This window comes from Brachyspira pulli, assembly GCF_036997785.1.
In the GTDB taxonomy this organism is placed as follows: domain Bacteria; phylum Spirochaetota; class Brachyspiria; order Brachyspirales; family Brachyspiraceae; genus Brachyspira; species Brachyspira pulli.
This window is the reverse complement of sequence record NZ_JAWLQI010000011.1, coordinates 35859-60245: the sequence shown is the minus strand read 5'-3', so window position 1 is coordinate 60245 and position 24387 is coordinate 35859. Positions and strand designations below refer to the sequence as shown.

Below are 24387 nucleotides of genomic sequence, written 5' to 3'. Positions count from 1 at the left end.
TATATTTTATATTTTTTTTATTTTTTATTTTTTATTTTTTATTTTTTATTATATATTATATTTTATATTGTAGCTTGGAGCTTGGAGCTTGGACTGTTTTTTAAGTAAAATAAATTATACATAAAGCCATTATATATTTATATTTTATTATGTCAATATTTTTTATAATACTTTGAAATATTATAATATTATACCATAAACTAACTCATAGATTTTTATGCAGCAAAATGTATATAAATAAAAAATAAAAGGCTTAAGTTTTTTATTAAACCCAAGCATTTTATATAATTAAATCTTTAATTATTTATTTTCATGATTTTTTTTGTATTCTATTGCTTCTTGTACTATTGGCACTAATACATCAAAATCTAATGGTTTTTCGATAAGTCTGAATACTCCTTCAGCAATAATTTCTTTAACCATCTCTGTATTACCATAAGCAGTTATTATTATGATAGGTATAGAACTTTTTCTTTTTTTCATTTCTCTGATCAAAGCAAGTCCAGTCATAGATGGCATAAGCAAATCTGTAATAATAACATCAACAGGATTATGCTCCAATATAGTTATTGCAGATTTACCATTTTCTGCTGTAACAACTTCAAGATTATGAGGCTCAAAGGTGTATGTTAGAAGATCCCTAATAGGTTCTTCATCATCTACAGCAAGTATCAAAGGTTTACCGTTTATCATACTTAAATCCCTAATATATTAAATGTATTTAGATAATCTATAGAGAACATTTTTTTTACCTAGAAGTTCGCATATATGAGATAGTTCGCTTCCAGCAGCACTTCCAGTTAATACATAACGTATTGGGTGATATAGATTAGGACCTTTTAATCCAGTTTCTTTTTGTGCTTTTTTGATTAATGCTTTCATATATTCATCAGTTATTTCTTCGGTATTTTCTATATCCTCTTTGATGAATTTAAGTAATTTTTTGCTTTCTTCTTTGTTTACGAGTTCTTTCATCTCATCAGTGAGTTCAAAGTCATTTTCAAAGAATACAGGTACATATTTAACGATATCAGATAAAACAACACAGTTATGTCTTATAACAGAAACAAGCTTTTTAGCCCAAGCATGTTCTTCTTCTGTGTAATTTTCTTTTAAGAAGCCGCCTTTAACTAAATATGGTATGAATAAATCAGTTATTTCATCTAAATCAGTATTTTTAATATGCCAAGCATTTAAGTGTCTTAATTTAGCAGTATCAAAAATAGCAGGGCTTTTAGAGAAACGGTCTAATTTGAATGCTTTAATCATATCATCATCAACCATAGTTTCCATAGCTTCTGGGTGAGTCCAACCAAGTAAAGCTAAGAAGTTTCTCATAGCTTGAGGAAGGAATCCTTCATCTTTATATTCCATTAAAGTAGCTGCACCATGTCTTTTTGATAATTTCTTTCTGTCATTACCTAATATTGAAGAAGTATGTGCAAATCTAGGAGATTCAGCACCTAATGCTTCATATATAAGTATTTGTTTTGGAGTATTTGATATATGATCTTCGCCTCTGATAACATGTGAAATTTTCATAAGCATATCATCTATAACAACAGCATAGTTATAAGTAGGGAAACCATTTTCTCTAACTATAATTATATCCCCAATTTCATCACTATTAGTTTTTACAACTCCTCTAACGAAGTCGTCAAAAGTAATAATTTGACCTTTAGGTACTTTGAATCTTATTTTTGCAGGTTCGCCATTAGCAACTCTTCTTTTAGCTTCTTCTAATGGTATATCCTTACACTTACCGTCATATACTATAGGCTGGTTAAGTGTTCTTTGCATATTAGATTTTTTTTCTAATTCTTCAGAAGTACAAAAACAATAATATGCTTTTCCTTCTTCCATAAGTTTTTCAGTATATTTTTTATATATGTCAAGTCTTTCAGATTGGAAGTACGGACCATAATCTCCGCCAACTTCAGGACCTTCGTCCCAATCAATACCTAGCCATTTTAATGATTTGATAGCCATATCAACAGCTTCTTTAGTGCTTCTTTCTTGGTCTGTATCTTCTATTCTTAGAATTAATTTTCCTTTTATAGCTTTGGCATATAACCAATTAAATAATGCAGTTCTAGCATTTCCTATATGTAAAAAGCCTGTTGGAGATGGAGCGAAACGAACTCTAATATCCGACATAAAACTTACTCCTTGATTTAAAAACTTGCCTTATTATACATCAAAACAAATAAATATCAATTATATAATAGTTTTATGCAAAAATAAATTTTTTAATAAAATGTTTATTCAGTGATATAAAATACTAATATTATTTTTATAGTGGATATTTTTTATATATTATAGCTTGAAATATTTTTTTATATATGTTATATTATATGCTAATTCTATATTTGGTGTACTATGAGCAATATTGTTGTTATTACAGCCCCATCAGCTGCAGGAAAAACTACATTAATTAAAAAATATTTATCTAATCATCCAAACGCAACCTTCAGCGTTTCTTATACTACTAGGACTCAAAGACCAAATGAAGTTGATGGAAAAGACTATTATTTTATAGATAAAGAAAAATTTGAACAGATGATAAATGACGGAGATTTTATAGAATGGGCATCTGTTCATGATAATTATTATGGTACATCTTTCAGAGAATTAGAAAAAGCAGATGATGAAGAAAAGATTTTGATACTTGATATAGATATTCAAGGTGCTTTATATATAAAAGAAAAAGGAATAGATGCTAATTATATATTTATAACACCTCCTTCTATGGAAATTTTAAAGAAAAGGCTTGAAGGCAGAGGCACTGAAACAGAAGAAAGTATCAAACTTAGATTATGGAATGCCAAAAGAGAATTAGAATATAAAGATAAATTTGATATTATCATAGAAAATGATGATATTGATGAAGCTTATAAAAAACTTGAAGAAGCTATAAATTCTAAATTATAAAAATCAACTATATGGAGTTTAATATATGGGTATAATACCGTTAGAAAAACTTATAGAATATAAAGGCAATCGTTATGAGCTTAGCAGAGCCATGATAGAATTAGCTAAAAATGGAAATGCACTTCTTAAAGGTGAAACTAAATACAGAGGCGGAAAATATATACCTACTGTTATGAAAAATATACTTGACGGAAAAATTAAGTATGAATATGAAGAAGGTGTTGATATGACTATAGATGAAGAAGCACCTTTTAAACATTCTGAAACATCTTATGATGAAACTGAATATGCAACAGAAGAAGAAGTAGTAGAAGAAGAAGCTGTTCCTGAGTATTCTGCTTCTGATATGGACGATTCAGATGATGATTTTGAAGATGAAGAAGATGATGAAAAGCCAAAAAAGAAGAAAAGAGCTTCTAAGAAAAAAGATGAATAATTAAAGTGAAAAAAATAGTATTTATATCTGGTGCAACTGCATCAGGAAAAAGTAGCTTTGTACATAAACTAATAGATAATTATTTCAATAAAGCCGCCATAATATCTATAGACTCAATTCAAGTTTATAGATATATGGATATAGGCTCAGCAAAACCCTCCAAAGAAGAAATCAATAAATATAATTACAAAATGGTTGATATACTTGAACCTACAACCAATTTTAATATAAAAGATTATCTTGATATATTTAAAAATGTCATTGAAAATACAGATAATATTCCAATATTTGGGGTAGGGGGTACAGGTTTTTATATAGATGCAATAAAATACGGCATTTTTGATGAAGAAAATGATAATAAAGAAAATTCTGAAGCTATAAGAAAAGAACTTTATGATAGAATAGATAAATACGGACTTGAAAGCTTATATTCAGAGCTTTTGAATGTTGATAAAGAAGCAGCGGAAAATTTAGATAGATTCAATGCAAGACGTGTTGTAAGGGCATTAGAAGTTTATTACAATACCGGTAAGAAGTTTTCAGAATTAAAAAAACAAAGAAAACCTGTGGTTGATTTAGAGTATTTAAGCTATATTATTGATATTGATAGAGATGTTCTTTATGATAATATTAATAAAAGAGTTGACATAATGTTTGAAAAAGGCTTGCTTGATGAGGTAAAAAGAGTTATAGAACTTGGAGTTGATAATAGTTATACTTCTATGCAGGCTATAGGCTATAAAGAAGTATATGATTATTTAGTTAATAATTCTATGACTTTAGAAGAAACTATTGAACTTATCAAAAAGCGTACTAGAAATTTTGCTAAAAGACAGTTAACTTGGTTCAGACGTGAGGAACACAGAAGAATAAACGAAAATGATTTGGAAAAAGTTGCTGAAGAAATAAAATCTTTTTATAATATCAATTAAATATTTATAAAAATCTATAATTCATAATTTAAAAGATGAAAATATTTTTTTAAATAAATTTTCTTTTGGACTTAGTCTTTTTAAATTTCTTTTTGCAAATATAAATGACGGATCCAATTCTAAAGATTTAGAATAAGCGTTTTTAGCGTCTTCTTTTCTTCCAATGTGTTCTAAAGCATAACCATAATCATTCCACATCATAGCATTAGTAACATTCAAATGTATAAATTTTTCATAATAATTTACGGCTTCTTTGTATTTCTTTTCTCTTAAATACGCTTCAGCTAAAAAATTTTGTAATGGAGCTATTTGAGAGCTTTCTATATCATAATTATTTATCAATTCTTCTAATTCTTTTATAGCTTTATCATTAAATCCAAGCATTAAATTGCTTATTGCTGACGGATACAAAAATAAAATGTCGTTTATATTTGAAAATTTGTCTTTTATATTAAAAATATTTTCTTTTATGTAAAGAATATCACTATAACGTTGTAAATAAAAGAGCTTATCAACTGTAATTGAGCATAATTTTAGGAAATTATCAGCATCATTTTCATTGAAATTTTTAAATATATTTTTAATTTCTTTTAAAGCTTTATTGCAAATATTGTTATTATTATCTGAATTTTCTATTTCTTTTATTAATTCTTCTATGTTGTTATTTACATTATCCATAATTTTTAGTTCTTATTACTACTAATAAAAATTGTTTAGTTGCTATGCGTGCCTACAACAAAGGCTCTGTCAAATAAATTTACCAGATGCTCACAATTTTTACAAATAGCTTTTAATATTTATAAAATTAAAACATTTTATTTATGTATTTGGTGATAATATTTTTTTAATTAAATAAATTTTATTTTTTATTTTTTATTATGTTTATTATATATACTTAAAATTAAGGATTTATTATGAATTATGATAAAGCTAAAGAAGTTGTTGAATTATTGATACAAAGAGGATTAAAAATAACATCAGCCGAATCATGTACAGGCGGATTATTTGCAGCACATATAACATCAGTTTCAGGTTCATCAGAATGTTTTGAAGGCTCTTTTGTAACTTATTCCAATGAAATTAAACATAAAATGATAAATGTAAGAGAAGAAACATTGGAAAAATATGGGGCAGTTAGTGAAGAATGCGTTATAGAAATGGCAGAAAACAGCAGAAAAATAATGAATAGTGATATTGCTATCTCTATAAGCGGTATAGCAGGCCCATCAGGCGGAACAGAAGATAAACCAGTTGGTTTAGTTTGGATATGTATATCTGCTGAAGGTTATACTAAAGCTTATAAAAATATATTTTCTGGCGACAGAAATGAAGTAAGAGAGCAGAGCGTGCTATTTTCTTTGAATTTGGTTGAAAATTTCATAAAGAAATGCTGAGTTATACCGAGTTTTATATATAAAGTTGCAATTTATCAAAAAAATCTAAAAAGTCCAATATAAATTCAAAAAATATTATGTTTACTTGTTGACAAAAACAATTATGTAAACTAATATTCATTAAAATAAAATTATTATGTAAACTTATAAATTAAACGAAACATAATTTTTTTATAAAGTAAACATAACTATAACCGATAAATTCTAAAGATAACTTTTATTAGGTGGTTTCTAATGCAGGACTTTATAAATAAATTGACAAGTCAAGTAAAAAATATTTTATCTAAGACTACAACATTGCAAAAAGCAGTGTTAATAGGAATTTTAGTAGTAGGTCTTGGGGCAATAGTTGCAACAATAGTTCTTACTTCAAGAAAAACAGGAACATTATTGTTTCAGCAGGCATTGACTCAAGAAGATGCTAGAAATGTTATAGCAGTTTTAGATGCTAATAACATTAAATACCAATATAGAAATGGTTTTATCACACTTAACAGTCAAAATGATAAAGCTAGAGCAGAATTGGAATTAGTAAAAGAGGGAAGAATGCCAACTGGTGTTGATGGTTGGGAATTATTCGATGCACCTCGTATTGGTATAACAGATGTTGAACTTGATATAAACAAAAGAAGATCTTTAACAAAAGCTATTACTCAGCTTTTAACTAAATTAGATTTTGTTCAAGAAGCAACAGTTGATTTAGCATTCCCTAAAAAAGAATATTTAACAGATATTGATTCTCCAGTTACAGCATCAGTAGTTATTAAAGCTCAGCCTTTCAAAGAGGAAGTTTTAAGAGATCCTAAAACTGTTAGAGGCTTACAGCAATTAATAGCAATGGGTGTTGATAAATTAAAACCAGAATTTGTAACAATTACAGATAGTACTGGATATGTATTAACTGATTTTACAGATGAGGCAGCTAATTTAAAATTAAAAGTAGCTCAGGAAGAATTAAAGATTGTTGATAGAGAAAGAAAAAATATAGAAAATAAAATAAGACAAACATTAGGAAGAATCTATACAAACAGAGTAGAAACAACAATAGCATTAGAATTAATTTGGGACGATGTTAGTATAACTAATAATTTAGTACTTCCTATAATCTTAAAAGAAGATGATCCTACAACACCTTATGATGACAGTCAGTTTACTAATAAGGTTCAGGTATCAACTCGTACAGTAACAGAGGACTGGAAAGGACAGCAATTTATACCTCAAGGTGCTGCAGGAGCTGAAGAAAATGTACCTCCAGGATATAAAGATAAAAGCGACAGATGGCAGACATATACAAAAACTGATTCACAAGACAACTATGAATTAAGCAAAAGATATGAAGCTATAAAGAAAGGAAGTTATCAAATAGGAAAGATATCTGCTGCAGTTGCTTTAGATGGTAGATGGACAAAAGTATATGATGTTAATGGTGATCCAGTTATAACTAATGGCAGCAGTTATGTTAGAGAATACCACCCAGTAACAACAGAAGAAATAAAGAATGTTACAGCATTGGTACAAGCAGCTATAGGTTATGATTTGAAAAGAGGTGACCAAGTAAGTGTAACTCATATTCAGTTTGACCATTGGGATAGATTCAACGCTGAAGATGCTAAACTTATGCGTGATAGATTTATAAAGAAAACATTAATAATAACAATGATTTCTTTACTTATATTATTCGTATTAGCATTGATAATCAGAGCTATACAGAAAGAGCTTGCTAGAAGACGCAGACTTAGAGAAGAAGAGCTTGAACGTAAGCAAATGGAAATGCGTAGACAAGCTATGATGAATGCTAATGAAGAGCCTATAAACGAAATGAGTTTAGAGGATGCTGCACGTAAGAAACTTATGGACGAAGTTATACGTGTAAGTCATGAAAGACCAGACGATGTTGCACAGTTGTTGCGTACTTGGATGGCTGATGACAAGAGTTAATTAAGGTAAATAAAATTGAGTTATAAAATAAAAAATTAGGAGAAAAATTATGCCTGCAGATAAAGAAAAAGAGAAAAAGCAACGTGTTTTAAGCGGTCGTCAAAAAGTTGCTATATTTCTAGTATCACTTGGTATGGAAACATCTAGTGAGATATTTAAACACTTGAGGGAAGAAGAGATAGAGCAAATAACATTTGATATTGCTAGACTTGAAAATATAGAAGCTGCTGATAAGGATGCAGTATTCAGAGAATTCCAAGAGATGATGATAGCTCAGGATTTTATAACTCAAGGTGGTATAGATTATGCTAGAGACTTGCTTGAGAGATCCGTTGGTAGTCAGAAAGCTAGTGATATAATCAATAGGTTAACATCTTCATTACAGGTTAGACCATTTGATTTTATACGTCGTACAGACCCAGCTCATTTGTTAAACTTCATACAAGGGGAACACCCTCAAACTATAGCACTTATTTTGGCTTATTTGGAAGCTCAGAAAGCTGCTAGTATATTGGGTGCTTTGCCTACAGAGATTCAGCCGGATGTAGCTAAACGTATTGCTATAATGGACAGAACATCTCCAGAAGTTTTAAGAGAGGTTGAAAGGGTACTTGAAAGAAAACTTTCTACTCTTGCTAGTGAAGACTTTACTTCTGCCGGCGGTATAGATTCTATAGTAGAAATTATTAACAGTGTTGATAGATCTACAGAGAAAAGTATTATTGAGAGCTTGGAGGAAGACGATCCAGAACTTGCAGAAGAAATCAAGAAACGTATGTTTGTATTCGAAGATATTGTTTTACTTGATGACAGAGCTATACAGAAAGTACTTCGTGAAGTTGACTCAAGCGATTTGGCTAAAGCACTTAAAAGTGTTGATACAGATGCTCAAGATAAAGTTTATAGAAACATGTCCAAACGTGCTGCTGCATTACTTAAAGAGGATATGGACTTTATGGGACCTGTTCGTCTTAAAGACGTTGAAGAAGCTCAGCAAAAAATCGTTAATATCATACGTAAACTTGAAGAACAAGGTGATATCGTTGTTGCTCGTGCTGGTGAAGACGAAATGGTTGTTTGATGTTAATTATATTTTGATTATTAATTAGGGAGTTTTTAATTATGCCAGAAAAGGTTTTTAAATCCAGAAGTATTGTAGAGCTTACTCAAAAAGTTAATATTGCGGTACCTCATCATAAATCACAGGAAGAATTAGAGTATGAGGAATCACAAGAAGAATATAAAGGACCTTCCATTGAAGAAATAGAAGCTGAGATTGCAGGACTTAGAGCTCAATGGGAAGAAGATTTAAGAGATATGAGAAGAAAGGCTGTTGATGAGGCAGACAGAATCATTGAAGATGCTAAAACACAAGCCTTTGAGATATTTAAATCAAAACAAAATGAAGCACATGTTATTTCAGAGCAGGCTAAAGTTGATGCTTCAAGAATAATACAAGATGCTAATGCAGAAAAAGAAAGAATACAAAGCGAATCAGAATCCATAAAAGATGCAGCTTATAAAGAAGGATATGCAAAAGGTTATGATGAAGGTTTTGAAAAATCTTTTTCTGACAGTAATAATGATTTGATTAAATTAACAGAAAAGATGAAAAAAATCTTAGCTGAAACTATTAATAAAAGAAATGAAATAATAGATGCAGCTGAAGCACAAGTTATTGAAGTTGCTGTACTTATAGCTAAACGTGTAGTAAAAATGCTTACAGAAAGAGATAAAGGTATAGTTATAAGAAATATACAGGAAGCTTTAAGGAGAATTAAAGGCAGAACAAAAATTACAATCAGAGTTAATATTGATGATTTGGAAGTTTCTGCAAGACATAAAGATGAATTTTATCAAATGTTAGATAAAATTGAAGGTGTAACAGTATTAGAAGACCCTAATGTTGATGTTGGCGGTTGTATGATAGAAACTGACTTTGGTGATATTGATGCTAGAATAAATACACAATTAAATGAAATAGAAACTGCTATTAAAGAAGTTGAACCTATTAAAGGTTTTTAATATTTAGTTTTTTATATTAATTGATTATAGGGTTGTATAAATGGTAAAAGATGAAAATATAGATTTTGATAAAGAAGTAAAGAAAACATTTGAAAAATACAAAAAAGTTGTTGATGATGTTGCTTTATTAAAATCTTATGGAAAAGTTAAAGAAGTTATAGGTTCATTAGTTATTAGTGAAGGACCATTTTGCAGACTTGGCGATATGTGCCGTATCTATATGAATGATGATACATACTTGGATGCAGAGGCCATAGGTTTTAGAAATCAAGATGTTCTTTTAGCTACTTTTGGACCAGTTAATGGAATAACTTTTGGAAATATGGTTTATTCTTTTGAAAGACCATTATCCGTTATGTGCTGTGATGAGATATTGGGTACCGTATTAGATGCTAGAGGAAAACCTTTAGCAGGAGGCGGACATAATTTTTATGAAACTCCAATTCCAGTTTCTCATAATGCAGTAAACCCTATGAATAGACCTAGAATAAAAAGCCATATACAAACAGGGGTTAGAGCTATAGACGGACTTCTAACTGTTGGTAAAGGTCAGCGTATGGCTATAATGAGCGGTACAGGTGTTGGTAAATCTACACTTTTATCTATGATAGCTAGAAATACTAATGCTGATGTCAATGTTATAGCGTTGATTGGTGAAAGAAGAAGGGAAGTAAGAGATTTTATAGAAAGAGACCTTGGAGAAGAAGGTTTAAAAAGAAGTATATTAGTTGTAGCTACAAGTGATGATGCTCCGCTTTTGAGAGTGCGTGCTGCATATACTGCTACTACAATAGCTGAATACTTTAGAGATAAAGGCAAGAATGTTATGTTTATGGTTGACTCTGTAACACGTTTTGCCTTAGCACAAAGAGAAATAGGACTTTCAAGAGGTGAGCCTCCTACAACTAGAGGTTATACACCTAGCGTATTTTCTGAGCTTGCTAAACTTTTGGAAAGAACTGGTACTTCAAGTAAGGGAAGTATTACAGCATTTTATAATGTATTGGTTGAAGGTGATGATTTAGACGAACCAATTACAGATGCTGTTAGAGGTATATTAGACGGACACATAGTTTTATCTAGGGAGTTGGCTAATAGAGGACATTTCCCTGCTATAGATGTAAATAAAAGTATATCTAGGATTATGAATGAAATAGTTTCTAATATGCATAAGAAAGCAGCCAGAGAATTTTTAAGAATGAGTGCAGATTATAATGAGGCTAAAGAACTTATAATGATAGGCGGTTATGCTAAAGGAAGTATGCCTGAAGTAGACAGAGCCATTGATTATAAGCCTATGATGGATAGATATTTACAGCAAGATGTATATGAGGTTTCAAGTTTTGCTGACAGTAAAGAAGCACTTCTATCTATGTTCTACTCACAAGAAGAAATAGAAGAAGATTTAGTAAACAGCGGAGATGTAAAAAAAGCAGATGATAGAACAAATATTTCCGACAATGTAGAATATGCTAATAATGATGTTGTTATATTGTAGAAATACTGAAGATAATAAAAGATTGTTGGTAATATTATGAAGAAATTTGATTTTAAATTAGAGCCTCTATATAAACTTAGAAAAAATATAGAGAAGCAAAGACAAGCTGAAGTAGCTGAAGTTTCTGCTGAATATAATAAGGAACGTGACGGAAAAGAAAATTGTCTTTTGAAAATCAGTGATGGAATAAGAATTGTTGATAGTATGGAAGACAGTGAAGAAATGCTTAATATGAGTATTTATTTGGGAGAGTATATAACAGCTTTGAATTCCCAAATAGCTATTCATGAAGATAATATGGCAGTAATTAGTGTGGAGCTTAGGAAAAGACAGGAGATTTTACAGGAAGCTTCAAAGCAGAGAAGAGCGGTTGAGATTTTAAAAGAGAAGAAATTATTAGAATATAAAAAATTAATGAATAAAGAAGAACAAGCTAAACTAGATGAGTGGAAAAAAGAGTATGTTGCTAGTGATGCTTATGAATATTGATAATATTATAAGAGGGTATTATTTATGATAGAATCTATACAAAGAATACATGCTAGAATAGGAGAGATTCAGGATACTTTTAATAAATTAGGTTTTTCTCCTATTAATACTCCGCTTCCTACAAAACCTTTTGCTGAACATTTAAATGAAGCTATGTCTAGTATGGATAATAGCACTAAAGATAATAAAGTAAATGAACTTGGTTTAGATGGTTCTATAATTAATGAAAGTAATAAAAAATTAGATAATGGTAAAGTAATTAGCGGGGATACTTCTTCAGATGCTTTCAAAGGGAAAATATCTTTTGGAGTTTATGATGACAGTACAAATAATTTTGCTAAAGCTATTAATGCTTACAAAAAAGCTTCAGCAACTGAATTCCCTACTAAGTATGATGATATAATTAAAGAAGCAGCTGAAAAATATTCTTTACCAGAGAATTTGATTAAGGCTGTTATAAAACAAGAATCAAATTATGTACCTACTGCAGTTAGTCATAAAGGTGCTATTGGTTTGATGCAGATAATGCCTAAAACAGGAGAGGGTTTAGGTATTACAGATAAAGAAATGCTTAAAGATCCATATACTAACATTATGGCTGGAAGCAAATATTTATCACAGATGTTAAATAGATATGATGGAAGACTTGATTTATCTTTATCAGCTTATAATGCAGGGCCTAATTTGGTAGATAAATTACAGAGAATTCCAAATATTGAAGAGACAAAAAATTATGTTAAAAATATTATAGGATATATAAAGTAAAGTTAACATAATAAATTATATGTTGTTTGCTTGACTTTTTTATTCTGTAATTTTATAATATTTTGAAAAATTGCCCACTTAGCTCAGCAGGTAGAGCATCACCATGGTAAGGTGAGGGTCATCGGTTCAATCCCGATAGTGGGCTTTTCTTCATTATTATAAACCAAAAAATATCACACACTATAAAGAGGATTTATGAGAATAAAACTTCTAGCGATTATAGTATTGTTTTTAATGACTATGTCGCTTTCATACACTTTCGATAAAACTCCATATTATGTAAACACAGAAACTTATGATTCTTATAGAGAATTATTAAGAGGGGTGCATTATTATAATCAAGAACGTTATGATGCTGCAATAGCTAGTTTTAGAAACTCTCTTAATACAAATCCTACTGATAAGTTTATAAGATATTGGTATAGTAAGTCTTTATATAAAGCAGGATATATGTCTTTAGCTGTTAATGAATGGCTTAACATTGCTAGAATGGGTTATGAAGATCCTATTATTGTTTCTAAAATCAATAAATATGATTCTGCTAATGCTGTAGAAGAAAAGAAAGATGTTTTCAGTAATTTTATTTATTTGAAGGCTTTTTCTACTAATGCTAATTTCTTAAAAAATATTAATCAGCCTATACAAGTAAAAGTAATGAGTGACGGTACTTTATATGTATTGGATTATAGTGATTCATCTTTAAAGAGATTTGATATTAACGGCAATATGCTAAGCAAAATATCTCATGGTAAAAGATTAGAAATTGATCATACAAGCTGGTGGAAAAAAGTATTACAATTTGTAGCTAAAGTTTATCCTTATGAAAGATTAGAAAATCCTAGAGGATTTACTATAGATAATAATGGTAATATATATATAGCAAATACTAAAAAAGATAAAATATTCAAATATAATGCTAATGGAAATTATATTACTAATATAGGTGTATCAGGTGTTGGAGATGGTCAATTATTAGGACCTTCCGCAGTATTTGTTGACAATGACGGAAATTTATATGTATCAGATACTGGAAACAATAGAGTAGTTGTATTTGATGTTGATGGAAATTTCTTATATAATTTTGGAAGACTTGGAGAGAATGAGGGTGAATTCTTTTCTCCTGCTGGTATAGTTGTTAATAGTAATTATGTGTATATTGCTGATATGGGCAACAAAAGAATACAGCAATTTGATTTAAATGGTAATTATATAAGAACTATTAAACATGAATTATTCAATGAGCCTAGAGGTTTATCATTTGCTAATGACGGCAATATTTATGTTGCTGATGGAAATAAAGTTTTCTATTATGATATAAATGCGGATACTTTTACTGTATTCAATAATTCTGAAAGATATACTGCAACTCCTACTTCAGTTGCTGAGGGACCTAATGGTTCTATATATCTTACTGATTTTATGTCTGGAAGAATTGATGTTTATACAAGAAAAGAAGAATATTATGCTAACTTAGATGTATTTGTAGACAGACAATATTTGAATAAATTCCCTGTTGTTGTAGCATCTGTTACAGTTAGAGACAGAGCAGCAAATCCTGTGGTTGGGCTTACTGCTGATAACTTCTTTGTGAAAGAAAATTCTGCTGTTGATCATAAAGTTGGTTTTTATGATGCTCCAGAATTACATGAATATAGATTTGTGTATTTAATAGAAGATAGTGCTGCTGTTAAACCTTATGAAAATAGAATTAAAGAAGAAATTAGTAATTTCACTATGAGTTTAACAAATAATGATGAAGTTTTAGTTATACATTATAATGATCAAGTTTATAAGGCTGATAATTATGATGCTAGAAATTTAAGAATACTTGAAAATGCTAATAACTTCCATTTTACAGGCGGAATATCTGCTTTAGATGATGCTTATTATGAGGCTATAAGGCTTGCAGGAAACAGCTTTAAGAAAACTGCTATTATACACTTTACTGTGAGCAATCCTGATGATAGAGTATTTGATATGATGAATTTTAGTGATCTTTCAAGTTTTGCTAAGAATAATGCGGTTTCTATAAACCATGTTTATATAGGACCAGATAAATCTAATTATTTCTTAGATTTAATGACAAAGAATACTTATGGATATACTATAAATGCTGATTTATCTATAAATTATTCTCAGGAGCTACAGAGAATTAAAGATATTAATTTTGGAAGATATTTTATATATTATAACAGCTTTAAAAATCTTTCTCAGTCTGGACAATTCAGAGCTTTGAATGTTAGGGTTCAGTATAGAGATATGTATGGTGAAGAAGAAGTGGGATATGTGATACCATAATAAAAGTTTATAATAAAAAGAGGCTTTTCATAGTATTATGAGAAGCCTTTTTTATTGCATTTATTTTATGTTATAAAGTAGTTTAATATGTATGTTTTAGAATTGTAATATAAAAAAATATGGTAAAAATTATATTCTATTATATAATGTAAATAATATTTGTTTTGGAGTCTGTAATATGACAGAAGAAGATGTAAAACAGAAAATAATAACACCGGCAATTAAAAACTCAGGCTGGAAAGATAATCAGATAAATTATGAGTATGCATTTACCGACGGACGTTTTATATTGAAAGGTAAAGATGTTGTAAGAGATAAACCAAAAAGAGCAGATTATTTATTATCTTATAAGTCAAATATACCATTGGCTATAATTGAAGCTAAAAGCGATAAACATACTTTGGGAGATGGAATTCAGCAGGGTATTAATTACGCTGAAATGCTTGATTTACCTTTTGTATATAGCTCAAATGGTTCTGGATTTTTGGAACATAATATGTTAACTGGTGAAGAGAGAGAAATTTCTTTATATGATTTTCCTAGTCCTGAAGCATTATGGAATAGATATAAACAAGATGCTAATATAGATACTGAAAAAGAAAGAATAATTACAACACCTTATTATTACAGACAGGGAGCGAATAGTCCAAGATATTATCAAAGAATAGCAATAAATAGAACTGTTAAAGCAGCATCTGAAGGTAAAAAAAGAATGCTTCTTGTAATGGCAACAGGTACAGGAAAAACTTATACTGCTTTTCAAATAATTCATAGATTTAGGGAAGCTAATTTGGCAAAAAAAATATTATTTTTAGCAGATAGAAATATATTGATTGATCAGACTATGAGTCAGGATTTTAAACCATTTAAAAAGGTAATGACTAAAATTGAAAATAAAAAAATGGATAGTTCTTATGAAGTTTATTTATCTCTCTATCAGCAATTAATAACAAATGAAGATAAAGAAATATTCAGAGAGTTTAGTAAAGATTTTTTCGATTTGATTATAGTTGATGAGTGTCATAGAGGCTCTGCTAAAGATGATTCATTATGGAGAAGAATTTTAGAATATTTTTCTAGTGCTGTTCAAATAGGTATGACAGCCACTCCTAAAGAAACCAAAGATGTTTCAAGTATTTCTTATTTTGGAGAGCCTATTTATACTTATAGTTTGAAACAAGGAATAGAAGACGGATTTCTTGCACCATTTAAAGTTATAAGGGTCGGTCTTAATACAGATTTGGAAGGCTGGCGTCCTTATAAAGGTCAAACAGATATTGAGGGAAATGAAATAGAAGATAGAGAATATAATATAAAAGACTTTGATAAAAACATTGTAATTGAAGAAAGAGATATTGAAATAGCTAAACGCATAATAGAATATATAGAAGAAAATGACAGATTTGCTAAAACTATAGTATTCTGTGATGATATAGAACATGCAGACCGTATGAGAAGAGCTTTAATTAATGAGCATGCTGAATATTGCAAAAATAATAATAAAACTAATTTGGTAAAAGAAGACAGCAGATATATAATGCGTATTACAGGCGATGACAGCGAAGGAAAGAAACAGCTTGATTCTTTTATAGCAGTTGACAGCGTATATCCTGTTATAGTTACTACTTCAAAACTTTTAACTACCGGAGTAGACTGCAAAACTTGCAAACTTATAGTGTTGAATAATAATATTAATTCTATGACAGAGTTTAAACAAATCATAGGACGCGGAACCCGTATAAAAGAAGATTACGGTAAGAAATATTTTACTATAATGGATTTTAAGAATGTAAGCAGATTATTTGCTGATCCTGATTTTGATGGTGGGCCATTAAGTATTCATGAGGAATATTTGAAAAAAGAAGATGATAATATTGATAATGCTGGAGAAAATGTTAATACAGAAGAAGATACTAATGACGGAGAAATATCAATTAATGATAATGAGAAAGAAGAAAAACAAAAAAGACAAAAGATAGTAGTAAAAGGTGTTGAAGTTGAAATATTAAGTGAAAGGGTGCAGTATTTGGGTAATGATGGAAAAATTATAACAGAAAGTTTGATAGATTATACAAAAAAGAATATACTTGGAGAATATGCTACACTTGACAATTTTCTTCATGATTGGAATAGTGATAAAAGAAAATATGTAATTTTGGAGGAATTATCAAAAAGAGGAGTATTTTTGGAAGCATTGAGAGAGTATGAACATATTGATGAAAATATAGATGATTTTGATTTAATATGTCATCTTGCTTATGATAAAAAGCCTCTTACAAAAAGTGAAAGAATTAAGAATGTTAAAAAAAGAGGTTATTTAGATAAGTATGAAGGAGTAGCAAGAGAAGTGATAAACGCTTTACTTGAAAAATATATGGATAATAGTATAAATGATATTACAGACAGAAGCATATTATTAAATAGCCCATTTACTAGATTTGGTTCTGCTGTTAAAATATTTTCATTATTCGGCGGAAAAGAAAATTATAATAAGGCAGTTAAGGATTTACAAAAAGAAATTTATATGGCATAAATATATATATAAACAACTGTTGACACAGGCTAAGCCGCATCGGTGATAAGCTATATACTTGACAAGCTCTGATACGCTTTGCTAAAGGCTATATTTAGAATATATGTTAATTAATATAATTTAGTATTTTTTTACTTGCACTTTTTGGTTCTTTTTGCGGCGGGAAAAAGAACAATAAAAAATAAAAAAATTAAAAATGTTTAATATAAATAAAAAAACGGAGTGAAATAAATGAGTTTAAATAATTTAGTAAAAAGACTTCAAGATATCATGCGTAATGATGCAGGCATAAACGGCGATGCTCAGCGTATAGAACAAATGGTATGGATAATATTTTTAAAGATTTTTAATTATAAAGAACAGCAATGGGAAGCGGTTTATGATGATTATGAGTCTGTAATACCTGAGAATTTAAAATGGGATAATTGGGCAGTTGATAATAGGGACGGAAAGGCATTAACTGGAGATGAGCTTTTAAATTTTGTTAATACTCAACTTTTTCCTGCTCTTAAGAAATTAGAAATTGATGATAGTTCTTTAAAAGTAAAATCTATAGTAAAATCAGCATTTGAAGATAATAATAATTATATGAAAGACGGCATACTTTTAAGACAGGTTATAAATGTAATAAATGAAATAGATTTTGAAGATTATAAAGAGCGTCATGCATTCGGTGAGATATATGAAACTATATTAAGGAGTTTGCAAAGTGCAGGAAATGCCGGAGAGTTTTATACGCCTAGAGCCGTAACAGATTTTATAATGAAGATTATTAATCCAAAACTAGGCGAGAGAATGGCAGATTTTGCATGCGGTACCGGAGGATTTTTAACTTCTGCTTTAAATATAATTTATAATGATTTGCAGGGACCTGAAAAAAGAGAACTTTATAATAATTTTATTTATGGTATAGAAAAGAAAGCACTTCCTTTTTTATTATGTATTACAAATATGTTTATACATGATGTTGATAATCCTAGCATTTTTCATGACAATGCACTTGAATATGATGTGATAGATTTTAAAGAAAGCGATAAATTTGATATTATAGTAATGAATCCGCCTTATGGAGGAAATGAAAAAGATAATATAAAAATGAATTTCCCTGCTGATTTAAGAAGCAGTGAAACGGCTGATTTATTTGTTACTCTTATAATGTATAGACTAAAACTTAATGGAAGAAGTGCAGTAATACTTCCTGACGGATTTTTATTCGGTACTGATAATATAAAAGTGTCTATAAAGAAAAAATTATTTAAAGAGTTTAATTTGCATACTATAGTGCGTATGCCTCATAGTGTTTTTGCTCCTTATACATCAATTACAACTAATATATTATTCTTTGATAAAACTCATTCCACAAAAGAAACTTGGGTTTATAGACTTGATATGCCGGAAGGATATAAAAACTTTTCAAAAACTAAACCTATGAAACTTGAACATTTCAATGAAGTGTTTGAATGGTGGGATAATAGAAAGGAGATTAGCTTAGACGGTTTTGATAAGAGCAAGAAATACAGTATTGATGAGATAGTGGAAAGGAATTATAATATAGACTTATGCGGATACCCACATGAGGAGGAGGAAATACTTCCGCCAGATGAACTAATAAAACAGTATCAGGAACGCAGAGCCAGTTTGGACGCGGATATAGACAGAGTACTTGATAACATAATGAATATATTGAAATAATATATAAATAGTTTTGAATATTTGTTTATAGTAAAAAATATAATATTAATTGTTTGTATATAAAACCTAAAATTTTAGGTATATACTCAAAAATTAATTTTTTATTTTATTGTTTGTGGTGGCTTTGCCCCCTGCGAAGCGTGCCCTTAGGGTACACACCCCCACTTCTTTTGCGACCGAAGGAAGTGCCTGTGGTATTGCCACAGGCGAAGCCCGCCTACGGCGAGAAGCAAAAAGGCTGTATTTTATATAAAATAGATAATCAAATATAAAACATAATTAATATGATTTAGTATTAATTTTATACTTGCACTTTTTGGTTCTTTTTGCGGCGGGAAAAAGAACAATAAAAAAACTAGAAAAGCGAGAAATAAATGACAGCATCGGAATTAAAAAAATCAATACTTCAAATGGCAATTGAAGGCAAACTCACAGAGCAAAGCGAAAAAGATGAGCCAGTTGAAAAACTTTTGAAACGCATAAAAGAAGAGAGAGAAAAATTAATAAAAGAAGGCAAAATAAAGAAAGAGAAGACAATAAGCGAGATATACAAGAAAGACGGCTCATATTATGAAAGAGTTTTTGAGGGTGATAATATTGTAAAAGATGTTTGCATAGATGATGAGCTTCCTTTTGAAATACCAGACACTTGGACTTGGGTAAGACTTGGAAATCTAATATTATTGACATCTGGACAAGATTTATCTAATAATAAATATAATTCTTTAGAAAAAGGAATTCCATATATTACAGGTGCTAGCAGTATTGAAAATGAAGAAGTAATTATAAATAGATGGACAGAATATCCAACCACTATAGCATATAAAAATAGTTTACTATTAACATGTAAAGGTACTGTTGGAACAATGGCTTTTTTAAATTGTGAGAAAGCACATATTGCTCGTCAGATTATGGCTATTTTTCCATTGTTTAAAATGAATTTAAATTATATAAAAATATTTTTAGAATCATTTGTAAATATATTAAAGTCTAGTGCCAAAAGTATGATACCGGGTATAACTCGTGATAATGTATTAAGTATATTGTTTCCGCTACCGCCGATAGAAGAACAAAAACGCATTGTTGAAAAAATCAATCTTTTAATGCCTCTTATAAATGAGTATGATGAGCTTGAAAAAAGCATTACTAAATTAAATAAAGAATTCCCTGATAATATAAAGAAATCTATTCTTCAATACGCTATAGAGGGAAAACTCACAGAGCAAAGCGAAAAAGATGAGCCAGCTGAAGAACTCTTGAAACGCATAAAAGAAGAGAGAGAAAAATTAATAAAAGAAGGTAAGATAAAAAAAGATAAAACTACAAGCGAGATATACAATAAAGACGGTTCATATTATGAAAGAGTTTTTGAGGGTAATAATATTGTAAAAGATGTTTGTATAGACGATGAGCTTCCTTTTGAAATACCTGATAGTTGGTGTTGGTGTAATGTTTCCGATATAGCAAATATATATACTGGAAATAGTATAAATGAAAATGAGAAAAAAACTAAATATATGGGTTTAACTTCTGGATATTGTTATATTGCTACTAAAGATGTAGGATTTGATAATATTATTAATTATGATAATGGAGTAAAAATTCCTAACACTGATAACAAATTTCGTATAGCACCAAAGAATAGTGTTTTATTATGTATTGAAGGTGGTAGTGCTGGAAAAAAAATATCAGTAACAGATAAAGATGTATGTTTTGGAAATAAATTATGCTGTTTTTCTACAATTAGCATAAATGTATTTTTTTTGTATTATTATTTGCAAAGCCCTGTATTTAATTTGATATTTAAAGAAAATATTAATGGGATTATTGGAGGAGTTAGTATAAATAAATTGAAACAATTAAAAATTCCATTGCCGCCGATTGAGGAGCAGAAACGTATTGTTGATAAGATTAATAGGGTCAATGAAGTTATTAATACTATTAAAATATAAGATTTTTATAAATAAAAAGGCTTCCTATTTTACAAATAAAAAACTTGTTCGTAAATAGCTCCTGCCATTCTTACGAATGTCAGGCACTCACAAGTTTTTTATTTTTATTTATACTAAAAAACTTGTTCACTAAAAGTATCTGTCAAGTGAACTTGCCAGATGTTCACAAGTTTTTTATTTTTATTTATACTAAAAAACTTGTTCGTAAATAATCCCTGCCATTCTTACGAATGTCAGGCACTCACAAGTTTTTTATTTTTATTTATACTAAAAAACTTGTTCACTAAAAGTATCTGTCAAGTGAACTTGCCAGATGTTCACAAGTTTTTTATTTCTTTATACATATTCATAAAAAATTATTCACTGAAAATATATAGCAAATAAATTTGCTATATGCTCATAATTTTTTTATTTCTTCTATCATTTATAAAAAACTTGTTCGTAAATAATCCCTGCCATTCTTACGAATGTCAGGCACTCACAAGTTTTTTATTTCTTCTATACTCAAGCCTGTTAATTCACTGATGAGATTTATGTCCATATCTCTAGCTTTCATGTTTTTTGCCATAGATATGGCTTTATTTTTTTCGCCTTGTTCTATGCCTTCTTTTATTCCTAATCTTCTTTCTTCCTCTAACATTATTTGGTTGCCGTATAGATACGCCTCTCTTTTATCATACTCATTCATCATTAATCTATCTTTTATAAAGTTATTGTATCTTTTTTGTACTTCTTCCATTATAGGTTTTTCTTTTACTAAATCTGACATAATTTCCCCCTTATTATCCTTCATTGTGAAAAATTTAAGCCAACAATTTAAATCTGGCTGTAATATATTATATTTAAATTTCTTGAGTTCAATTATATGAATTTGCAAATGATCAGTAAGTAATCTTTTATTATTTGTATCATAAATCATATAACAGGAATGTATAGAGTCATTATCATCTAAATTAAAATTAAGCAAATTGATACTTATTACAGGAGTTAAAGCATCATATTTTTCGCCTTGTTTTAAAAGTTTACTGTAATTTGAAGCCCAATAATATAGTATGCGTTCTGGAAATCTTGAATTGCCTTGAAGCTGAATTTCTATTATAACAACTGTTCCATTTTGTGTAATACATTTAACGTCAACTATAGTTTCTTTATCTTGATAATTTTCTTTGCAATTAAAAGGATTTAGAATTTCCACATCTCTAAATGTCTTCATATTAGAATCAAGCATTATTGAATTAATGAAGTCAAGAAGTATAGCATTACTGTCCGATGATGAGAATAAGTATCTCACAAAATAGTCATTTAAAACATTAATATTTCTCATGACTTTATTATACTAAATTAACTATAAATGTAAAGTTGTAATTTTTTATATAAATAAAAAGGCTTCCTTATTAATTTAAGAAAGCCTTTTATTATTGATTAAATATGTTAAGAAAATATTATCTTCTCTTTTTGGATTTTTTTCTTTCTTTTTTATCTCTTTTGTCCCTTCTGTCTTTTGAATTTCTTTTTTTATCTTTGCTTGATTTATGAGATTTTCTTGAATATATTTCTTTTTTGTTTTTCTTTTTCTTCAAAAAATCTCTGCTGTCTATTATATCTTTGTCATCGAAACTATTATCAAATTCGCTTGCAGGTATAAAGTCAATGAACAATTCTTTTACATCAACTTTATAAACTACTATTCTTATTCTGTCGCCTAATGTGTACCATTTAGCATCTTCTTCGCTGTAGGCTGCCTGTTCATGTTCATCATATCTGTAATGTGATTTTAAAGTAGCATATCTTATTAAGCCCTCAATTCCTCTGTCTTCTATTTCAACGAATATTCCAAAATTGGTAACGCCGCTTACTATTCCGTTATATTCATTTCCAACCTTGTCTTTCATAAATCTTGCAGCTTTTACTTTATCCAAACTTCTCTCGCATTCAACTGCTATTCTTTCAGTCTTTGAACACCATTGAGCTGAATTTGTATAAAACTGCTGCATAGTAGGTTTTAAATTATTTACTCCTTCTAATGCCTGCTTTAAAAGTCTATGAGTTAGTAAGTCTGTGTATCTTCTTATAGGCGAAGTAAAATGAGTATAATATTCAAAACCTAATCCGAAGTGACCTATATTATTGACATCGTATATAGCCTGCTTCATAGAACGTAAGAGTAAGGTAAGAAGTAATTTTTCGTCAGGCTTTCCCATTATAGATTCTATAAATGAATGGAAATCCAAATTACCGTCTGCATCTCTTGTAATTCTGTAGCCTCTGTTGAATGCTATTCTTGTGAATGTGTCTAGCTTTTCCTGATCTGGAGTATCATGCACTCTATAAATAGCACCTTTTATTTTCTTTAATTTTTTTGCTACTTCACAATTTGCAATAAGCATTAATTCTTCTATGATTTTATGAGTTTCTTTTCTCTCACCGATAAAGAAGTCTTTAGGATTTCCGCCTTTATCCAATATTATTTGAGTTTCATTAAGATTGAATTCTATACTTCCATTGTCTATTCTTTTTTGAAGTAGTATTCTTTTTACATCATCAGCATTTTTTAATAATTCTACAAGCCAATCTTCATCTTGTTCTATACCGTCCAAAATATCTTGAGCATAATCATAGGTTAATCTTCTGCTTGATTTTATAACGCTTTTATGAAAAGTACTTTCTTTTACATTTCCTTTATTATCTATTGTTACAAATACTGTCATTGTGAATCTGCTTACGCCTTCATTCAAAGAACATATTCCATTTGAAAGCTCATGCGGAAACATAGGATAAACTGTATCTATTAAATAAACGCTGTTTCCTCTTTTTCTTGCCTCTCTGTCTAAAGCACTTCCCATGACTACAAAATGACTAACATCAGCAATATGAATACCTAATTTATAACCGTCATTTAATTTTTCTATACTTATAGCATCGTCAAAATCTTTTGAATCGGCTCCGTCTATTGTTACAGTTCTTATATCTCTTAAATCTATTCTGTCAAATTCTAATTCTACATTTTCCATACTGTCTGGTAAGAGTTTAGCTTCTTCCAAGCATTTTTTTGGGAATTCAGTCGGCACATTATATGCTTTTGCTATTATCTCAGCATCTTTCTTTGCATTATTAACATCTATTTTTATTTCTGGTTTTGGTATGCTTGTTTTTTTGCCAGATCTTTCATCTTTTTTGCTTTTGCTTGTTCTTCTATTCTTTATTATATCTTTTTCTTTTTCTGTTATTCTTTTTAATTCCCTTTCTAAATAAATTTTTCCTTCATTGGTAAGTTTTAAAGTATTAGATTTCCTCATTACAAGTCCCATTGATATGGACTTTTGAAGCATTTTATCAAAACGTAATTTATCTTTTTTTTCTTTTATATGTTCACTTTTATAAGATGAAATATCTAATTCTTTTTGTTTATTAATTCTTTTTAATAATTTTATTACTTTCATTGTTGTTTTATTTACCTATAATTAAATTAGATTGTATTCATATTTTTCATAAATATAATTATTT

General features: G+C 29.2%; 19 protein-coding genes and 1 tRNA gene. 15 read left to right on the top strand and 5 right to left on the bottom strand.

The features are described 5' to 3' along the window. Positions 1-300: 300 nt before the first annotated feature. Both R4K56_RS04225 and gltX read right to left on the bottom strand, forming a co-directional pair. Positions 301-693, bottom strand: coding sequence for a response regulator (locus R4K56_RS04225; protein ID WP_297297508.1), 393 nt, complete (start codon positions 691-693; stop codon positions 301-303). Positions 694-711: 18 nt separating this feature from the next. After that, the gene (gltX, locus tag R4K56_RS04220) at positions 712-2157 is read right to left on the bottom strand and encodes a glutamate--tRNA ligase (RefSeq protein WP_335771941.1); all 1446 of its coding nucleotides are present in this window, start codon (positions 2155-2157) and stop codon (positions 712-714) included. Between the two features lie 222 nt (positions 2158-2379). On the opposite strand from gltX, the gene gmk reads away from it, so the two are divergent. From gmk to miaA, 3 genes are read left to right on the top strand one after another with little or no spacing between them, the layout of a single operon-like run. Continuing rightward, complete coding sequence (gmk, locus tag R4K56_RS04215; RefSeq protein ID WP_335771940.1) at positions 2380-2931, top strand: guanylate kinase; 552 nt, start codon at positions 2380-2382, stop codon at positions 2929-2931. 25 nt (positions 2932-2956) lie between these two features. Beyond that, positions 2957-3367 carry a DNA-directed RNA polymerase subunit omega gene (locus tag R4K56_RS04210; protein WP_297297514.1) on the top strand — a complete coding sequence of 137 codons (411 nt, stop codon included), beginning with the start codon at positions 2957-2959 and terminating at the stop codon, positions 3365-3367. A gap of 5 nt (positions 3368-3372) precedes the next feature. Continuing rightward, a complete protein-coding gene (miaA, locus tag R4K56_RS04205) occupies positions 3373-4299 on the top strand; it encodes a tRNA (adenosine(37)-N6)-dimethylallyltransferase MiaA (protein ID WP_335757943.1) in 927 nt (308 codons plus the stop codon). A gap of 21 nt (positions 4300-4320) precedes the next feature. Here the strand turns inward: miaA and R4K56_RS04200 are convergent, their stop codons facing one another. Next, positions 4321-4977 (bottom strand): tetratricopeptide repeat protein, encoded by a 657-nt coding sequence (locus R4K56_RS04200; protein WP_335757944.1) that lies wholly within the window; start codon positions 4975-4977, stop codon positions 4321-4323. Positions 4978-5213: 236 nt separating this feature from the next. Here R4K56_RS04200 and R4K56_RS04195 point away from each other — a divergent pair, with 236 nt between their 5' ends. The 12 genes from R4K56_RS04195 (at position 5214) to R4K56_RS04140 (ending at position 20883) form a co-directional block, all read left to right on the top strand. Beyond that, positions 5214-5693: a CinA family protein gene (locus R4K56_RS04195; protein WP_335757945.1), complete on the top strand. Its 480-nt coding sequence runs from the start codon at positions 5214-5216 to the stop codon at positions 5691-5693. 234 nt (positions 5694-5927) lie between these two features. Continuing rightward, positions 5928-7631 (top strand): flagellar basal-body MS-ring/collar protein FliF, encoded by a 1704-nt coding sequence (gene fliF / locus R4K56_RS04190; protein ID WP_297297521.1) that lies wholly within the window; start codon positions 5928-5930, stop codon positions 7629-7631. 49 nt (positions 7632-7680) lie between these two features. Next, positions 7681-8712 carry a flagellar motor switch protein FliG gene (gene fliG, locus R4K56_RS04185; protein WP_297297523.1) on the top strand — a complete coding sequence of 344 codons (1032 nt, stop codon included), beginning with the start codon at positions 7681-7683 and terminating at the stop codon, positions 8710-8712. A gap of 41 nt (positions 8713-8753) precedes the next feature. Beyond that, positions 8754-9656 (top strand): flagellar assembly protein FliH, encoded by a 903-nt coding sequence (gene fliH, locus R4K56_RS04180; protein ID WP_297297525.1) that lies wholly within the window; start codon positions 8754-8756, stop codon positions 9654-9656. Positions 9657-9696: 40 nt separating this feature from the next. Beyond that, complete coding sequence (locus tag R4K56_RS04175) at positions 9697-11154, top strand: FliI/YscN family ATPase (protein ID WP_335757947.1); 1458 nt, start codon at positions 9697-9699, stop codon at positions 11152-11154. Between the two features lie 36 nt (positions 11155-11190). Further along, on the top strand, positions 11191-11643 hold the full coding sequence (locus R4K56_RS04170) for a flagellar FliJ family protein (protein WP_297297529.1): 453 nt from the start codon (positions 11191-11193) through the stop codon (positions 11641-11643). A 24-nt stretch (positions 11644-11667) separates the two neighbouring features. Next, positions 11668-12408 carry a lytic transglycosylase domain-containing protein gene (locus tag R4K56_RS04165; RefSeq protein WP_335771939.1) on the top strand — a complete coding sequence of 247 codons (741 nt, stop codon included), beginning with the start codon at positions 11668-11670 and terminating at the stop codon, positions 12406-12408. Between the two features lie 72 nt (positions 12409-12480). Next, positions 12481-12553 (top strand) — tRNA-Thr (locus R4K56_RS04160). Between the two features lie 50 nt (positions 12554-12603). Next, a complete protein-coding gene (locus R4K56_RS04155) occupies positions 12604-14706 on the top strand; it encodes a 6-bladed beta-propeller (protein ID WP_335771938.1) in 2103 nt (700 codons plus the stop codon). Between the two features lie 178 nt (positions 14707-14884). Beyond that, positions 14885-17239 carry an EcoAI/FtnUII family type I restriction enzme subunit R gene (gene hsdR / locus R4K56_RS04150; RefSeq protein WP_335771937.1) on the top strand — a complete coding sequence of 785 codons (2355 nt, stop codon included), beginning with the start codon at positions 14885-14887 and terminating at the stop codon, positions 17237-17239. Between the two features lie 231 nt (positions 17240-17470). After that, complete coding sequence (locus tag R4K56_RS04145) at positions 17471-18931, top strand: class I SAM-dependent DNA methyltransferase (RefSeq protein WP_335771936.1); 1461 nt, start codon at positions 17471-17473, stop codon at positions 18929-18931. Positions 18932-19305: 374 nt separating this feature from the next. After that, positions 19306-20883 (top strand): restriction endonuclease subunit S, encoded by a 1578-nt coding sequence (locus tag R4K56_RS04140; RefSeq protein WP_335771935.1) that lies wholly within the window; start codon positions 19306-19308, stop codon positions 20881-20883. 478 nt (positions 20884-21361) lie between these two features. Here the strand turns inward: R4K56_RS04140 and R4K56_RS04135 are convergent, their stop codons facing one another. After that, on the bottom strand, positions 21362-22207 hold the full coding sequence (locus tag R4K56_RS04135) for an Rpn family recombination-promoting nuclease/putative transposase (protein ID WP_335771934.1): 846 nt from the start codon (positions 22205-22207) through the stop codon (positions 21362-21364). Positions 22208-22325: 118 nt separating this feature from the next. Further along, positions 22326-24323, bottom strand: a complete 1998-nt coding sequence (locus tag R4K56_RS04130) for a ribonuclease R family protein (protein WP_335771933.1) — start codon at positions 24321-24323, stop codon at positions 22326-22328. Between the last annotated feature and the right edge of the window lie 64 nt (positions 24324-24387).

Coding starts and splice junctions, on each gene's coding strand:
- R4K56_RS04225 (WP_297297508.1), bottom strand. CDS start 693: ATGATAAACGGTAAACCTTTGATACTTGCTGTAGATGATGAAGAACCT.
- R4K56_RS04130 (WP_335771933.1), bottom strand. CDS start 24,323: ATGAAAGTAATAAAATTATTAAAAAGAATTAATAAACAAAAAGAATTA.
- R4K56_RS04135 (WP_335771934.1), bottom strand. CDS start 22,207: ATGAGAAATATTAATGTTTTAAATGACTATTTTGTGAGATACTTATTC.
- R4K56_RS04170 (WP_297297529.1), top strand. CDS start 11,191: ATGAAGAAATTTGATTTTAAATTAGAGCCTCTATATAAACTTAGAAAA.
- R4K56_RS04155 (WP_335771938.1), top strand. CDS start 12,604: ATGAGAATAAAACTTCTAGCGATTATAGTATTGTTTTTAATGACTATG.
- fliF (WP_297297521.1), top strand. CDS start 5,928: ATGCAGGACTTTATAAATAAATTGACAAGTCAAGTAAAAAATATTTTA.
- hsdR (WP_335771937.1), top strand. CDS start 14,885: ATGACAGAAGAAGATGTAAAACAGAAAATAATAACACCGGCAATTAAA.
- R4K56_RS04175 (WP_335757947.1), top strand. CDS start 9,697: ATGGTAAAAGATGAAAATATAGATTTTGATAAAGAAGTAAAGAAAACA.
- R4K56_RS04210 (WP_297297514.1), top strand. CDS start 2,957: ATGGGTATAATACCGTTAGAAAAACTTATAGAATATAAAGGCAATCGT.
- fliH (WP_297297525.1), top strand. CDS start 8,754: ATGCCAGAAAAGGTTTTTAAATCCAGAAGTATTGTAGAGCTTACTCAA.
- R4K56_RS04195 (WP_335757945.1), top strand. CDS start 5,214: ATGAATTATGATAAAGCTAAAGAAGTTGTTGAATTATTGATACAAAGA.
- gltX (WP_335771941.1), bottom strand. CDS start 2,157: ATGTCGGATATTAGAGTTCGTTTCGCTCCATCTCCAACAGGCTTTTTA.
- gmk (WP_335771940.1), top strand. CDS start 2,380: ATGAGCAATATTGTTGTTATTACAGCCCCATCAGCTGCAGGAAAAACT.
- R4K56_RS04200 (WP_335757944.1), bottom strand. CDS start 4,977: ATGGATAATGTAAATAACAACATAGAAGAATTAATAAAAGAAATAGAA.
- R4K56_RS04145 (WP_335771936.1), top strand. CDS start 17,471: ATGAGTTTAAATAATTTAGTAAAAAGACTTCAAGATATCATGCGTAAT.
- R4K56_RS04165 (WP_335771939.1), top strand. CDS start 11,668: ATGATAGAATCTATACAAAGAATACATGCTAGAATAGGAGAGATTCAG.
- R4K56_RS04140 (WP_335771935.1), top strand. CDS start 19,306: ATGACAGCATCGGAATTAAAAAAATCAATACTTCAAATGGCAATTGAA.
- fliG (WP_297297523.1), top strand. CDS start 7,681: ATGCCTGCAGATAAAGAAAAAGAGAAAAAGCAACGTGTTTTAAGCGGT.